Annotated in this window: 14 protein-coding genes; 6 read left to right on the plus strand and 8 right to left on the minus strand. The window is 69.8% G+C overall.

Annotation, left to right across the window (positions count from 1 at the left end):
- The first annotated feature begins 17 nt into the window (after positions 1-17).
- On the plus strand, positions 18-1,064 hold the full coding sequence (gene recF / locus ABC319_RS07330) for a DNA replication/repair protein RecF (RefSeq protein WP_413069589.1): 1,047 nt from the start codon (positions 18-20) through the stop codon (positions 1,062-1,064).
- A gap of 36 nt (positions 1,065-1,100) precedes the next feature.
- Here the strand turns inward: recF and ABC319_RS07335 are convergent, their stop codons facing one another.
- Positions 1,101-1,553, minus strand: coding sequence for a glycine zipper 2TM domain-containing protein (locus ABC319_RS07335; RefSeq protein ID WP_413069590.1), 453 nt, complete (start codon positions 1,551-1,553; stop codon positions 1,101-1,103).
- 180 nt (positions 1,554-1,733) lie between these two features.
- Between ABC319_RS07335 and gyrB the strand changes: the two genes are divergently transcribed.
- Positions 1,734-4,256: a DNA topoisomerase (ATP-hydrolyzing) subunit B gene (gene gyrB / locus ABC319_RS07340; RefSeq protein ID WP_413069591.1), complete on the plus strand. Its 2,523-nt coding sequence runs from the start codon at positions 1,734-1,736 to the stop codon at positions 4,254-4,256.
- A 62-nt stretch (positions 4,257-4,318) separates the two neighbouring features.
- Positions 4,319-4,855, plus strand: coding sequence for an AAA family ATPase (locus ABC319_RS07345; RefSeq protein ID WP_413069592.1), 537 nt, complete (start codon positions 4,319-4,321; stop codon positions 4,853-4,855).
- A 130-nt stretch (positions 4,856-4,985) separates the two neighbouring features.
- On the opposite strand, the gene ABC319_RS07350 is transcribed toward ABC319_RS07345, so the two are convergent.
- Genes ABC319_RS07350 through ABC319_RS07365 form a run of 4 tightly spaced genes read right to left on the minus strand, consistent with a single transcriptional unit; the run spans position 4,986 to position 8,249 of the window.
- Positions 4,986-5,750 carry a 3'-5' exonuclease gene (locus tag ABC319_RS07350; RefSeq protein WP_413069593.1) on the minus strand — a complete coding sequence of 255 codons (765 nt, stop codon included), beginning with the start codon at positions 5,748-5,750 and terminating at the stop codon, positions 4,986-4,988.
- Between the two features lie 41 nt (positions 5,751-5,791).
- Positions 5,792-7,156: a phosphoglucomutase/phosphomannomutase PgmG gene (gene pgmG, locus ABC319_RS07355; protein ID WP_413069594.1), complete on the minus strand. Its 1,365-nt coding sequence runs from the start codon at positions 7,154-7,156 to the stop codon at positions 5,792-5,794.
- Positions 7,153-7,449, minus strand: a complete 297-nt coding sequence (locus ABC319_RS07360) for a DnaJ domain-containing protein (protein WP_413069595.1) — start codon at positions 7,447-7,449, stop codon at positions 7,153-7,155. Before ABC319_RS07360 ends, pgmG begins: the two co-directional genes overlap by 4 nt.
- On the minus strand, positions 7,446-8,249 hold the full coding sequence (locus ABC319_RS07365; RefSeq protein WP_413069596.1) for a division plane positioning ATPase MipZ: 804 nt from the start codon (positions 8,247-8,249) through the stop codon (positions 7,446-7,448). Before ABC319_RS07365 ends, ABC319_RS07360 begins: the two co-directional genes overlap by 4 nt.
- An 82-nt stretch (positions 8,250-8,331) precedes the next feature.
- Here ABC319_RS07365 and panC point away from each other — a divergent pair, with 82 nt between their 5' ends.
- Both panC and ABC319_RS07375 read left to right on the plus strand, forming a co-directional pair.
- Positions 8,332-9,168, plus strand: coding sequence for a pantoate--beta-alanine ligase (gene panC / locus ABC319_RS07370; protein WP_413069597.1), 837 nt, complete (start codon positions 8,332-8,334; stop codon positions 9,166-9,168).
- Between the two features lie 83 nt (positions 9,169-9,251).
- Entirely contained in the window at positions 9,252-9,545 is a 294-nt protein-coding gene (locus ABC319_RS07375; protein WP_413069598.1) for a hypothetical protein, read from the plus strand.
- 66 nt (positions 9,546-9,611) lie between these two features.
- Here ABC319_RS07375 and topA read toward each other — a convergent pair whose 3' ends face one another.
- The 3 genes from topA to plsY are packed head-to-tail and all read right to left on the minus strand — an operon-like array spanning position 9,612 to position 13,898.
- Positions 9,612-12,161, minus strand: coding sequence for a type I DNA topoisomerase (gene topA, locus ABC319_RS07380; RefSeq protein WP_413069599.1), 2,550 nt, complete (start codon positions 12,159-12,161; stop codon positions 9,612-9,614).
- A gap of 58 nt (positions 12,162-12,219) precedes the next feature.
- Positions 12,220-13,308: a DNA-processing protein DprA gene (gene dprA / locus ABC319_RS07385; RefSeq protein ID WP_413069600.1), complete on the minus strand. Its 1,089-nt coding sequence runs from the start codon at positions 13,306-13,308 to the stop codon at positions 12,220-12,222.
- A complete protein-coding gene (plsY, locus tag ABC319_RS07390; protein WP_413071644.1) occupies positions 13,305-13,898 on the minus strand; it encodes a glycerol-3-phosphate 1-O-acyltransferase PlsY in 594 nt (197 codons plus the stop codon). Before plsY ends, dprA begins: the two co-directional genes overlap by 4 nt.
- A gap of 151 nt (positions 13,899-14,049) precedes the next feature.
- Here plsY and murI point away from each other — a divergent pair, with 151 nt between their 5' ends.
- Complete coding sequence (murI, locus tag ABC319_RS07395; RefSeq protein WP_413069601.1) at positions 14,050-14,847, plus strand: glutamate racemase; 798 nt, start codon at positions 14,050-14,052, stop codon at positions 14,845-14,847.
- Positions 14,848-14,865 lie beyond the last annotated feature (18 nt).

The raw sequence follows: 14,865 nt of genomic DNA on the forward strand, positions 1-14,865 counted from the left end.
GCTGGTAAAGGGGACTGGTGCTCCATCGCCTGATCCTCACCGATTTCCGCAACCATCCGGCGCTGACCCTGGCGCCGGGTAGCGGGTTCGTCGTGCTGACCGGCGAGAACGGTGCCGGGAAGACCAACATCCTGGAAGCCGTGTCGATGCTGGCGCCCGGCCGCGGGCTGCGCCGGGCGGCACTGTCGGCGATGGCGCGGCAGCGGGGACCGGGCGGCTGGGGCGTGGCGGCGACGCTGGCCGACGAGGTCGAGCTGGCCACCGGAACGCTCGCCGCCGCGCCCGAACGCCGGGTGGTGCGGGTTCAGGGCGCCACCGCCAGCGCGACGACGCTGCCCGAGTGGCTGACCGTGCTGTGGCTGACCCCGGCGATGGACCGGCTGTTCACCGCCGCCGCCGGCGACCGCCGGCGGTTCCTCGACCGGCTGACGCTGGCACTGGCGCCGCAACACGCCGTGCATGCGACCCGGTACGAAGCGGCGATGCGCGAACGGAACCGGCTGCTCGCCGGCGAGCGGGCCGCCGACCCGGAGTGGCTGTCGGCGCTGGAGGCGCGGATGGTGGAGCATGGCCTGGCGCTCGACGGCGCCCGGATCGCCACGGTGACGTCACTGGCGGAGCGGCTGGCTGGCGCGCCGGAGGGTCCGTTCGCGCGCGCCGCTCTGGCGCTGACCGGTGAGGCGACCGAGCCGGAGGGCTTCGCCCGCGCGCTGGCACTGGGTCGCCGCCGCGATGCCGTGGCGGGACGGACGCTCGACGGGCCGCATCGCGCCGATCTGGCGGTGACGCATCTGGACAAGGGACAGGCGGCGGCGCTTGCCTCGACCGGCGAGCAGAAGGCGCTGCTCCTCGGCATCGTGCTGGCCCATGCCGAACTGGTCGCAGATCGCACCGGAACGGCACCGGTCCTGCTGCTGGACGAGGTGGCCGCACACCTCGACCCCGTCCGGCGCCTCGCCCTGTTCGAGCGGCTGGGCGGACGGGGTCAGGTATGGATGACGGGAACGGAGCCGGAGCTGTTCACCGACGCCGGCGCCGCGACGCGAATCGCGGTCGGCGGCTGATCCCCTCCCGACCGAAGCCGGGAGGGGGCCGTCCGTTCAGCGGCAGCTCTGGTTGCGATCGATCGCGCGACCGGCGAGCGCACCGGCGCCCGCGCCCAGGATCAGCCCGGTCGTGCTCGGCCGGTTGTCCCAGCCGCCGCGGCCGATCTCGCGGCCCAGCAGGCCACCGACGACCGCACCCAGTACGCCGCCGGTCGTGCCGGAACTGCACCGCCCGTCACGGTCGTAGCCCGAGCGATAGTAACGGCGGCTATCGCGATAGCGGCGATCATCGCGATAGTCGCGGCGATCATAGCCACGATCCTCGTAATATCCGCCACCGCGCCGATCGTAGTCGCGCCGGTCGTCGTAACGACGGTCGTCGCCGCGATCGTACCGGTCGCTGTAGCCATAGCCGCGACCGAAATCCTGCGCGACCGCCGGAACGGCCGCGACACTGGTGATCGCCACGCTGGCGACCGCGATCATCTTCGTGAACGTCTTCATCATCGATCGTCTCCCATGGCGATACTGCGATGATGATGGAATAGACCGCTCGGTGTTGAACGATGCTGAACCGGGTTGGCAGCATCCGTTCATGCGATCGGGACGGCGCAAGGGCGCCGGCGGGTGCGCGCGGAACGGGCCATTTCGCTTCCGTTTCGGGGGCGCCGACCCTATATGATGGGCATGGCATCCAACCCCAATTCTAACGAGTACGGCGCCTCCTCGATCAAGGTGCTGAAGGGCCTAGACGCGGTGCGCAAGCGGCCGGGCATGTACATCGGCGACACCGACGACGGATCGGGCCTCCACCACATGGTGTTCGAGGTCAGCGACAATGCGATCGACGAGGCGCTGGCCGGGCATTGCGACCGCATCGACATCCAGCTGAACCCGGACGGCTCGGTGTCGGTCACCGACAACGGCCGCGGCATCCCGACCGGCATCCATCCCGAAGAGGGCGTGTCGGCGGCCGAGGTCATCATGACCCAGCTGCACGCCGGCGGAAAGTTCGAGAACAGCAGCGACGACAACGCCTACAAGGTGTCGGGCGGCCTGCACGGCGTCGGCGTGTCGGTGGTCAATGCGCTCTCCGAGCATCTCGACCTGACGATCTGGCGGGATGGCGAGGAGCATTACATGCGCTTCGCCCACGGCGATGCGGTCGCGCCGCTGAAGGTCGTCGGCCCCGCCGCGCCCGCGCAGAAGGGTACGCGCGTCACCTTCCTCCCCTCCCCCGCCACCTTCAAGATCACCGAGTTCGATTTCGAGAAGCTGGAGCATCGCTATCGCGAACTGGCATTCCTGAATTCGGGCGTGCGCCTGTTCCTGACCGATGCGCGGCACGATACCGAGTCCGGGGAGCCGAAGACGGTGGAACTGTATTACGAGGGCGGGATCGCCGCCTTCGTGAAGTGGCTCGATCGGTCGAAGACGCCGCTGTTCCCGGAGCCGATCGCGATCCACGGCCAGCGCGAGATGATCGGGATGGACGTCGCGCTGGAGTGGAACGACAGCTATTACGAGAACGTCCTGGCGTTCACCAACAACATCCCGCAGCGCGACGGCGGCACCCACATCGCGGCATTCCGTGCCGCGCTGACCCGCACGCTGAACAACTATGCCGAGAAGTCGGGCCTCCTGAAGAAGGAGAAGGTGACCCTGACCGGCGACGACATGCGCGAGGGGCTGACCGCGATCGTCTCTGTCAAGCTGCCCGATCCCAAATTCTCGTCGCAGACCAAGGACAAGCTGGTCTCGTCAGAGGTGCGCCAGCCGCTCGAATCGCTGATGGCGGACAAGCTGGCCGAATGGCTGGAAGAAAATCCGGCACATGGCCGCACGATCGTCGGCAAGATCATCGACGCCGCCGCCGCGCGCGAGGCCGCCAAGCGCGCCCGCGAACTGACCCGGCGCAAGGGAGCGATGGACATCGCCTCCCTGCCCGGCAAGCTGGCGGATTGCCAGGAGAAGGATCCGGCCAAGTCCGAGCTATTCCTGGTCGAGGGCGACTCGGCCGGCGGGTCGGCCAAGCAGGGCCGCGACCGCCACTTCCAGGCGATCCTGCCGCTCCGCGGCAAGATCCTGAACACCGAGCGCGCGCGGTTCGACCGGATGATCTCGTCGAAGGAGATCGGCACGCTGATCCAGGCGATGGGCACCGGCATCGGCCGCGACGAGTTCAACGCCGACAAGCTGCGGTATCACAAGATCGTCATCATGACCGACGCCGATGTCGACGGCGCCCATATCCGCACGCTGCTCCTGACCTTCTTCTATCGCCAGATGCCCGAGCTGATCACGCGCGGGCACCTCTTCATCGCCCAGCCGCCGCTGTACAAGGCGACCAAGGGCCGGTCGGAGGTGTATCTGAAGGACGATGCCGCGCTCGACGACTATCTGGTCGACGGCGGGGTTGGCACGATGGTGTTCGAGACCGTCGGCGGTCCGCGCACGGGTGCCGACCTGAAGGCGCTGGCCGACCATGCCCGGCGGATGCGGACGCTGATGCGCTACGTACCGCGGCGCTACGATGCCGGGATCATCGAGGTGCTGGCTCTCGCCGGGGCACTGGATCCGGCGTTGGACCGCGATGGGCGTCAGGCCCGCGTCGCCGAGGTGACGCACCGGCTGGATGCCGGCGATGGCGAAGGCCGCTGGACCGCACGCCTGACCGAGGATGGCGGCATCCATTTCGAGCGGCTGTGGCGCGGCGTGACCGATCACCACATCGTCGAGGCGAGCTTCATCTCGTCGGGCGAGGCGCGCAAGCTGCACACGCTGGCGGCGCTGGAGGCGGACAGCTTCGCACAGGCCGGCAAGCTGGTCCGCGCCGGCGCGCAGAGCGCGACCGATGTTGAGGAGGAAGCGACCGCCGAGGGGAACGAGGAAGAGGGCACCACCCCCGCCCCGACCGCCAAGGCGCGCGGCGAGACGCTGGTCGCACGTCCGTCGCAGTTGCTCGACGCGATTCTGGCCGCCGGGCGCAAGGGTCTGGCGATCCAGCGCTACAAGGGCCTCGGCGAGATGAACGCCGAGCAGCTGTGGGAAACGACGCTCGATCCGTCGAATCGCACGATGCTGCGTGTGACGAGCGAGGACGTGTCGGCCGCCGACATGATCTTCACCCAGCTGATGGGCGAAGTGGTCGAACCGCGGCGTGAGTTCATTCAGGACAATGCGCTGAACGTGGCGAACCTGGACGTCTGACGCGGGTCCCGGCCCCTTGTCATGCCGGCACCCGGGACAGCGAAACGAATTGATCGGCGAGAATGGCTGACGATCTTCACGTCGTGACGGGTGGACCGGGATCGGGCAAGACGAGCCTGATCGACGCCCTTTCCGCCGAAGGCATCAGGTGCATGCCCGAGGCCGGCAGGGCGATCATCCGGGATCAGGTGGACATCGGCGGCACCGCCTTGCCCTGGGACGACCGGGAGGCGTTTGCGGCGTTGATGCTGGCGCACGAGCTGAGATCCTACCGCGAGGCGGTGGAGGCAGGCGGCCCGGTCATCTTCGATCGCGGCATCCCCGACGTGATCGGCTATCTACGACTGTGCGGATTGCCCGTGCCGGCCATGGTGCTGCGAGCGGCCGAGCAGCGACGCTATGCAAGCAGGGTCTTCATCGCTCCACCATGGCCGGCGATCTTCGGGCAGGACGCCGAACGCAAACAGACGGCAGCAGAAGCCGAGGCTACCTTCCATGCGATGGTCGATGCCTATTCCGGCCTGGGCTACGAGCTCGTCACGCTCCCTTATGGGTCCATCGCCGAACGGGCGAGGTTCGTTCGCGGGCACATCGCGTAGCTGCCCCGATCCGACGCGTTCGCGAACACGATGCCGGCAAGCCGGACCGGTTTGCGCGGCGATCGCCAGCCCGATCGAGGGGCGCCGGGCTTGGTGACATGATCGCGACGCTTCGCGATCCCGCGCATCGCTACAGCAGCAATTCCTGCGGTGTCAGCCGGCCGACATGACCACCGCCGCGCCGCCGCGCCATCTCGGTCTCTGCGGTGAAGCGAATGTCGGGATCGCGGTCGGTCAGGAAGCCGACCAGGCTTTCCTCCTCAATCTCGCGCCAGTCCTTGCCGCGATCGGGACCGTAGCGAACGCGGGGCAGCAGCCCGGGTTCGGACGACCATTGGATCAGCTGCTCGACGCTCGCCTCGTTCAGCTGGTCGCGCAGATGATGGGCAGTGACATAGGCATCGGGAAAGGCGCGATGCGCCGGCAGGCCGCGTTCGTGGATCAGTCCGTCGGGCCGGCGCCAGTAACGCAGCACCTGATTCGAGAAGCTGGGGCTGTCCGGCCACAGCCGCAGCGCGCATTTCCACGTGCAGATCCAGTTCGCGCCATGCGTCAGCGATGGAGTGCAGAACTGCTCCTCGAACGCCGCACGGTGCGCGGCCAGCGCAACACGGCGCGGCCACGGATCGAGCACCGGGCGAGCGACGTCGTGCCACCAGCGCGCACCCGCCACGTCCTCGTCGCGGATGTGGTGGATCGCCATGGTGATCGGCGGGATCGGCCGGCCGGGATTGACCATGATGTTGCCGCCCTCGCCATACAGCTCCCAGCGGCCGTCCTTGCCCAGCGCGACGTCCTGCCAGCCGACTTCGAGGACGGCATGGGCCGGCGGGGCACTGCCCGTGGTCTCGAGGTCGATGACGCGGACGATCGTGGGTTGGGGTGCAGGAGGCATCGGCCGCTATCTGGGGCCCATGACGCCGAATTGCGAGGGCTTCAGCGCGCCACGCCGCTAGCGGCCAGCTGGCCATCGACGATCGCCAGCAGCCGGTCGAGCCCGGCGGCATCGCCCGCCTCTGCCCGGACGGTCACGGCGGCCTGCGTGTTCGAGACGCGGAGCAACCACCATCCCTCCGCCTCGCGCACGCGAACCCCGTCGGTCGCGTCGACGGTCGCGCCCGCCGCCGCCAAGCGGGCGGCGACTTCCGCCACCAGCGCATGCTTGCGTTCTTCCGCGACCGGGATGCGCAGGTCCGGCGTCGCGACCCGCGCCGGCATCGTGTCGCGCAACTCGGTGAGCGACCGGCCGGACAGATGGATGGCGCGGATCAGCCGCACCGCCGCGTACAGCGCGTCGTCGAAGCCGTAATAATCCTGGGCGAAGAAGATGTGGCCGGACATCTCGCCGGCCAGCGGCGCACCGGTGCGCAGCATCTCCGCCTTGATCGCGCTGTGGCCGGTGCGCGCCATCAGCGGGATGCCGCCGAGATCGCGCACCCGGTCGAACAGCGCCTGGCTGGCCTTCACATCGGCGATGATCGTGGCGCCGGGCAGCTCGCGCAGCAGCGGCTCGGCCAGCAGCTGGAGGATCTCGTCGCCATGGATCACCCGGCCGCGCCCGTCGATCGCGCCGATCCGGTCGCCGTCCCCGTCGAACGCCAGACCGAAGTCGAGCCCCTCGTCGGCGACCAGCGCGCGCAGATGGGCGAGGTTCGCCTCCTCGGTCGGGTCGGGGTGATGGTGCGGAAAATTGCCGTCCGGTTCGGTGAAGAGCAGGTGATGTTCGCCCGGCAGCGACCGAACCAGCCGCTCGACCGCCGGTCCCGCCGCCCCGCTCCCGCAGTCCCAGCCGATGCGATAGGTGCCGCCGGCATAGCCCGCCATCAACCGTGCGACATAATCGTCGAGGACCACTGCATCGGCGACGGTTCCCGCCCCCTCGCTCCAGTCGCCCGCCGCGGCGATCGTCGCCAGGGTACGAATGTCCTCACCCCAGAACGAGCGATGGCCCAGCATCATCTTGAAGCCGTTGTCGTCGGCGGGATTGTGGCTGCCGGTTACCTGGATGCCGCCGTCGACCTCCAGCACCGCCTCGGCATAATAGAGCATCGGCGACGGCCCGATGCCGATGCGGACGACATCGACCCCGCCCCGGACGAGGCCGGCGACCAGCGCCTCCTCCAGCATCGGCGAGGACAGGCGACCGTCGCGCCCGACCGCGATCCGCCGCCCGCCGCCGCGCCGCAGGACGGTGGCGAAGCTGCGGCCGAGCGCGTGCGCATCCGCCACGGAAAGGGTGCGGCCGACGGTGCCGCGGATGTCGTACTCGCGCAGGATGTCGGGGTGGAAGCGATGGCTCACTGTTCGCCGAGAAGAAGGTCGCGCGCGGCGTTGACGCGCCGGGTCAGCGCGTCGGACCCGCCGCGATCGGGGTGGACACCGGCCAGCAGGCGGCGATGCGCGGCCCGGATCGTGTCGGTGTCCGATCCGGGTGCGATGCCCAGCGTGGCATAGGCGTCGGTCCGCTGCCGCGCGGCACGATCGGCGACGCCACGCTCCGATCGCTCGCGATCACCTGCCAGGCGCCGCTTGCCGCTCGGCTTCAGATAGGTCCACGCCGCCCAGATCAGGAGGGCGGCGAATATCCACTTCACGCCGCAACCCCCGCCGGCTCGCGCGGATACTCTGCACCCGCCTCCGGCAGTTGCAGCCCCGCCATCATCTCGCGCAGTTCCTGCCGCGCGGCGACATGGGCCAGACCCATCGCCCCGAACTCGCGTGCGTCGATCATCGTCAGCCCCTGTGGAAACAGCTCGCGATAGATCACGCGCTCACCCAGTCCCGGGATGATACGGAAGCCGACGCGCTTGGCCAGCTGGCCCAGCGCGTCCGACACGCGGCGCATGTTGCGCGCCTCGACATGCTGCAGCCGGTTGCGCAGCACCACCCAGTCGATCGTGGTGCCGTCCGCCCGCGCCCGCTGCTTGCGCGCGTCCCAGATCAGTTCCGAATAGAAGGAGGGGCGGGTCACCTGGAACGTCTCGGGATCGACATGGCCGATCAGGTCGAAATCGACGAAGCTGTCGTTCATCGGTGTGACCAGCGTGTTCGACAGCGTTGCAGCGGTGCGCGCGAAATGATCGTCGCGGCCGGGCGTGTCGACGATCAGGAAATCGGTGTCGACAGTCAGCGAATGCCACACCTCCTCGAACCTGTCCTCGCTCTCGCCGTCGTGCGTGGCGTGGCGCGGCATCGGCAATGCCACGCCCTTGCGCCGGATCGTCTCCGCCCGATTGTCGAGGTAGCGGCCGGTGGTGCGCTGGCGATGGTCGAGGTCGAAACAGGCGACGCGCGCGCCCTTCGCCGCCAGCGCGATCGCGGTGTGGACCGCGGTCGTCGACTTGCCGGTGCCGCCCTTCTCGTTGGCGAAGACGATGATATGTGGACCGCTCATCCGCTCGCCCGTGTTCCCTGTTGATCCCGTTGATGACCCTCCATAGAAGCCTCGACCGCATGTTTCGAGGGGGAGTTTTCCCGTGTTGACCGTCCGTGATCTCGCCACGCTGCGCGAGCAGTTGGCTGCGTGGCGCAGCGAGGGCGCACGGGTGGCGCTGGTGCCGACGATGGGCGCGCTCCATGCGGGGCATATGGCGCTGGTCGACGCCGCACGGCGGCCGGGCACCCGCGTCGTCGCGTCGATCTTCGTTAACCCGCGCCAGTTCGGCCCCACCGAGGACCTCGCCCGCTATCCCCGGCGCGAGGCGGCCGATGCACGGCTGCTGGCGGAGGGCGGGTGCGACCTGCTGTGGATGCCCGATGTCGCCACGATGTATCCGGACGGGTTCGCCACCACCGTCGGCGTGGCCGGGGTCAGCGAGGGGCTGGACGGCGCCTCCCGCCCCGGCCATTTCGACGGGGTGGCGACGGTCGTCACCAAGCTGCTGAACCAGGTTCGCCCCGATACCGCCTGTTTCGGGGAGAAGGATTATCAGCAACTGGCGGTGATCCGCCGGCTGGTCGCCGATCTGGATATGGACGTCGAGATCGTCGGCGTGCCGACCCAGCGCGACGACGACGGACTGGCCCTGTCGTCGCGCAACATCTACCTCGACGAGGAGGAGCGTGCCCGCGCCGTGGCCCTGCCCCGCGCGCTGGGGATCGCCGCTAGGGCGATCGCGCGCGGCGAGGATAGCGGATCGGTGCTGGCGGATGCCTGCGCGATGCTGGCCGGTGCGGGGTTCGAGGTGGACTATGTCGCGCTCGCGAATGCGGAGACGCTGGCGCCCGATCCGGCCGCGGACCGCCCGCGCCGGCTGCTTGCAGCGGCGCGGATGGGTCAGACTCGACTTATAGATAATATCGCGGTCGATTGAGCCGCCGTCAGGGTTAATCGCATTAACCATTTGGTAGACCGAATCGGTCCAGAGTGGCCCCAACAGGATTGGGGATACCTTTGATGACCGACCGGACGACGACACTGCACTTTCCCATCGATCACCGCATGGCCGACGCGGCGATGGGCGATGGCGATGCGGCCTATGACCTGGGCATCTGCTACCAGACCGGCACCGCCGGCGTCGCGATCGACCTGATCGAGGCGCACAAGTGGTTCAACCTGGCCGCCGTCGCCGGCATGGCCGCCGCGCAGGATGCCCGCGCCGAGGTCGCCGCCGCGATGAGCGCCCGCCAGATCGCGACCGCTCAGGCCGCGGCACGGGCGTGGATGGGATCGATGCGCGCGGCGGCCTGAACGCCCTGCTACCCGGCGTTCTGGATCCAGTCTTCATGGGAACGACGACGATGGGTGGTGGCGAACCTACTCCGCCTTGGCGACCTTCTTCTTCGCCGGCGCCTTCTTCGCGGCCGCCTTGGCCGGGGCCTTCTTCGCCGCCGCCTTCTTCACCGGCTTCTTCGGCTTGGGTGCCGCAGCGGCCCGTGCGTCGATCAGCGAGGCGGCTTCCTCCAGCGTCAGTTGATCGGGCGTGATCGATTTCGGCAGGGTCGCGTTGGTCGTGCCGTCGGTGACATAGGCACCGTACCGCCCCTCCATCAGCTTCAGCTCCAGCTCGGTGCGCGGATGCTGGCCCAGCTCCTTCAGCGGCGCACGCGCCGCCCCGCGGGCCGGCCGGCCGCCACCCGCCGCCGCCTCGGCCAGCTTCACCACCGCGGCGTTCATGCCCGTCTCGAACACCTCCGCGGTCGATTGCAGCCGGGCGTACTTGCCCGCATGCGCCAGATAGGGGCCATAGCGCCCGATCGAGGCGGTGATGTCCTCACCCGTTTCCGGATGCTTGCCGATCGTGCGCGGCAGGCTGAGCAGCTTCAGCGCCCATTCCAGATCGAGCTCGACATCCTTCGGGATCGAGGCCCGCTTCGCCTCCTTACCCTCGCCCAGCTGGATATAGGGACCGAACCGACCCGACTTCCGCTCGACCGGCAGGCCGGTGGCCGGGTCGTTGCCCAGCGTCTCCGGTCCCGTATCCTCGCCCGCCTCTCCGCCTTGCGCGAAGCGGCGGGTGTACTTGCATTCCGGATAGTTGGAGCAGGCGATGAACGCCCCGAACCGCCCGCCGCGCAAGGACAGCTGTCCCGCGCCGCAGTTCGGGCACAGCCGCGGGTCGCCGCCGTCCGCCCGCTGCGGGAACAGATACGGCGCCAGGAAGATGTCGAGTTCGGCGGTGATCGCGGAAGGCTGCTGCTCCATCACCTCGGCGGTGCGCGGCTTGAAGTCGCGCCAGAACGCCTCCAGCACCGCCTGCCACTCCGCCCGGCCGCCGGACACGTCGTCCAGCTCCTCTTCCAGCCCGGCGGTGTAGTCGTACCCGACATAGCGCTCGAAGAACCGTTCGAGGAACGCCGTCACCAGCCGTCCGCTCTCCTCGGCGATGAACCGGTTCTTCTCGACGCGCACATAGGCGCGGTCCTTCAGCGTCTTGATGATCGAGGCATAGGTCGACGGGCGGCCGATCCCCAGTTCCTCCATCCGCTTGACCAGCGACGCTTCGGAAAAGCGGGGCGGCGGCTGGGTGAAATGCTGCTCGGCGTCGACGCTCTTCCTCGCCGGCGCATCGCCCTCGCGCAGGCGGGGCAGCCGGCGCGCGTCCTCGTCGGCCGAGTCGTCCTGCCCCTCTTCGTAGAGCGCGAGATAGCCGGGGAAGAGCACCACCTGCCCGGTCGCCCGCAGCACATGGCGGCCGGTGCCCTCGGCGAGCTCGACCGTGGTCCGCTCCATCCGTGCGGACGCCATCTGGCTGGCCATCGCCCGCTTCCAGATCAGGTCGTACAGCCGCGCATGGTCGCCGCCGCCATAGCGATCGTTGCCGAATTCGGTCGGGCGGATCGCCTCGTGCGCCTCCTGTGCGTTCTTCGCCTTGGTCTGGTACTGGCGCGGGCTGTCGGGAACGTAGCCGCCGTCGTAGCGCTCCGCGATCGCCTTACGCGCGGCAGAGATGGCACTGCCGTCCATCTGCACGCCGTCGGTCCGCATATAGGTGATCGCCCCATCCTCGTAGAGGCCCTGCGCGATCCGCATCGTGTGATCGGCCGAGAAGCCGAGCTTGCGCGCCGCCTCCTGCTGCAGGGTCGAGGTGGTGAAGGGCGGCGGCGGGTTGCGCGTCGCCGGCTTGGTCTCGACCGACTGGACCGAGAAGCGGCCGGCCTCGACATCCGCCTTCGCCGCCAGCGCATCGCCCTCGTTGCCGATCGACAGACGGTCGAGCTTTTTGCCCTGCCACATGACCAGCCGGGCGGTGAAGGGCGTGCCGTCATGCTCCAGTCCGGCGGTCACCGACCAGTATTCCTGAGCGCGGAACGCCTCGATCTCGCGTTCGCGCTGGACGATCAGGCGCAGCGCCACCGACTGCACCCGACCCGCCGACTTCGCGCCCGGCAGCTTGCGCCACAGCACCGGCGACAGGGTGAAGCCGACGAGATAGTCGAGCGCACGACGGGCCCGGTACGCGTCGATCAGGTCGGTATCCAGCTCGCGCGGAGCCTTCATCGCGGCCAGGATGGCGGGCTTGGTGATCGCGTTGAACGTGACGCGCTGGACATCCTTGGGCAGGGCGCGGCGGCCGCGCAGCACCTCCTGCACATGCCAGCTGATCGCCTCGCCCTCACGATCGGGATCGGTCGCCAGGATCAGGCGGTCGGCGGTCTTCGACAGGTCGGCAATGGCCTTCAGCTGCTTGGCCTTGTCGGCGTAGTTCTCCCACTCCATCGCGAACCCGTCATCGGGATTCACCGAGCCGTCCCTGGGCGGCAGATCGCGGACGTGACCGTAGCTGGCGAGCACGCGATAGTCCGAACCGAGGTATTTTTCGATGGTCTTCGCCTTGGCGGGCGATTCGACGATGACGAGCTGCATGGCGTTCCGATAGCGTCCTTACGTGTACGCGCGAGGATTGGGGCCGGTGGCGGCCCCGTCAAGCGGGCTGGTCCAGGCTGACCCGACCGCCGGCGTGACGCATCAGGCGCCCCGCCAGTTCCAGCTCCAGCAGCACCATCTGCACCGCCGCGGGCGCTGCGCCCGACTGCCGGATCAGCTCGTCGACCGGCACCGCGACCGGGCCCAGCAGCGCCGCGATCCGCGCGCGGGCGGCGTCGTCGGGATCCTCCGGCGGCGGCGCGGCATAGCCGATGCCCGGCGCCCGCACCGCGCGCGGATCGATCGGGCGGATCAGCTCCATCACGTCGGCGGCGTTCTGGATCAGGGTCGCGCCCTCCCGGATCAGCAGGTTGCACCCTTGTGCCCGCGGGTCGAGCGGGCTGCCGGGCACCGCCATCACCTCGCGCCCCGCCTCTGCCGCCAGCCGGGCGGTGATCAGCGATCCTGATTTCGGCGCCGCCTCCACCACCACCGTGCCGGTGGCGAGCCCGGCGATGATGCGGTTGCGGAGCGGGAAGTGGCGGGCACGCGGCTCGGTGCCGGGTGGCTGTTCGGCCAGCAGCAGCCCGCGCGTTGCGACCTCCTCCTGCAGCGCCGCGTTCTCGGGCGGGAAGACCACGTCGATGCCGCTGGCGATCACCCCGATCGTTCCACCGCCGATCGACCCGTGATGCGCGGCGGTGTCGATGCCGCGCGCCAGCCCGGAGACGACCGTCGCTCCCTCCAGTGCCAGTTCCGCGCCCAGCTGCCGCGCGAACCGGCAGGCGGCGGCCGAGGCGTTGCGGGCGCCGACGATCGCCACGCACGGCCGCATCGCCAGCGTCAGGTCTCCACGCCACACCAGGGCCGCGGGCGCATTGTCGAGCTGCGCCAGCAGCGGCGGATAGTCGGGATCGTCGAGGAACAGGTAGCGCGCGCCCAGCTTCGCGGTCCGCTCGCGCTCCCGCTCGATCGCTGCGGCTGGAGGCGGCACCGGCGGCACCCCGCCGCCCCGCCGGGCGAGCGAAGGCAGCGCCTCCAGCGCCGCGGCCGCACTGCCGAACCGGGCGATCAGGTGGCGATAGGCGACGGGGCCGATCGACGGCGTGCGGATCAGGCGCAGCTGCGCCGCTGCCGCGTCGCTCACGCCCGGTCGGTCTTCGATCGTCCGACGCGCGGCTCGGTGCCGGCCAGCAGCCGCTCGATATTGTCGCCGTGCTTCCACACGACGATCAGCGCGAAGGCGAGCAGCATCAGCACCAGATCGAACCGTCCCCACAGCGCCGCCGCCACCGGTGCGCTGATCGCCGCGGCCATGCCCGCGACCGCGGAGATGCGCAGCGCCGCGAGCAGGCCCAGCCACACGGCGGCATAGACCAGGCCCGACGGCCAGTGCAGCGCCAGCACCACCCCCATCAGCGTCGCCACGCCCTTGCCGCCGCGAAAGCCCAGCCAGACGGGATAGCAATGGCCGACGAACGCGCCGATCGCCGCCAGCGGCCCCTCTCCGGGGAACAGCGCCTCGACGAGCAGGACGGCGGCCGATCCCTTCAGCAGGTCGAGCAACAGGGTGGCGGCGGCCAGTCCCTTGCGGCCGGTACGCAGCACGTTGGTGGCGCCGATATTGCCTGACCCGATCTGGCGCAGGTCGCCGGCACCGCCCGCCCGGGTCAGGATGACGCCGAACGGAATGGAACCGAGTACATAGCCGATCGCGAGCGCAAGCGCCGGGGCCACCCAGAGTAGTTCGGTGAGCAACACGTCCCCCTCCCGATCATCATAGCGATCGCCGGTCGCCTGTCCACCGACCTGGGTCAAGCACCCCGCCGCCCCGATCGCCCGCCGGCAGGGGCTGACCGGACGCGACCGGCGGGATAAGGGAGCGTGGATGACGGATACGCGACCGCTCCTGTTCCTCGATTCCGGCGTCGGCGGGTTGTCGGTGGTCGCGCCCACGCTGGCGCTGATCCCGACAGCGCCGATCGTCTATGCCGCGGACTCGGCCGGCTTCCCGTACGGCACCCGCAGCGAGGCGGAGATCGCGGCGCGCGTGCCCGCGCTGCTAGGGCGATTGGTGGAGCGCTATCGCCCGCGGCTGGTGGTGATCGCCTGCAACACCGCCTCGACGATCGCGCTACCCGCGGTCCGCGCCGCGCTGGACTTGCCGGTGGTCGGCACCGTGCCCGCGATCAAGCCGGCGGCGGCGATGAGCGTGACGCGCACCATCGGCGTCCTCGGCACCGAGGCGACGGTGCGCCAGCCCTATGTCGACGATCTCGCGGCGCGGTTCGCGGGCGACTGCACGGTGCTGCGCCACGGCTCGGCCGCGCTGGTCGAGATGGCGGAGGCGGCGCTGGCGGGCGAGGCTCCATCGCCCGAGCGGATCGGTGCGGAACTGGCCGGACTGCTGGCCCAGCCGGGTGGCGACCGCGTCGACGTGATCGTCAACGCCTGCACCCACTTCCCGCTGCTGGAAGAGCAGATGGCCGCGGTCGCACCGGCCGGCATGCGGTTCGTTGACGGCGGGCCGGGGATCGCACGGCGGATCGCAGCGCTGACCGCCGGGCAGGACTGGCCCGCGCATCCGGTGCCCGGGCGACTGGTGTTCACCCGGCTGGGCGATCGGGAACGGCGGATCGCGGCCGGGCTGGCCGGCCGCGGCTTCCCGCTGGTCGACGCCCTGTAGCGGCGCCGTGGTTGCCGC

The organism is Sphingomonas phoenicis, assembly GCF_047238005.1.
In the GTDB taxonomy this organism is placed as follows: domain Bacteria; phylum Pseudomonadota; class Alphaproteobacteria; order Sphingomonadales; family Sphingomonadaceae; genus Sphingomonas.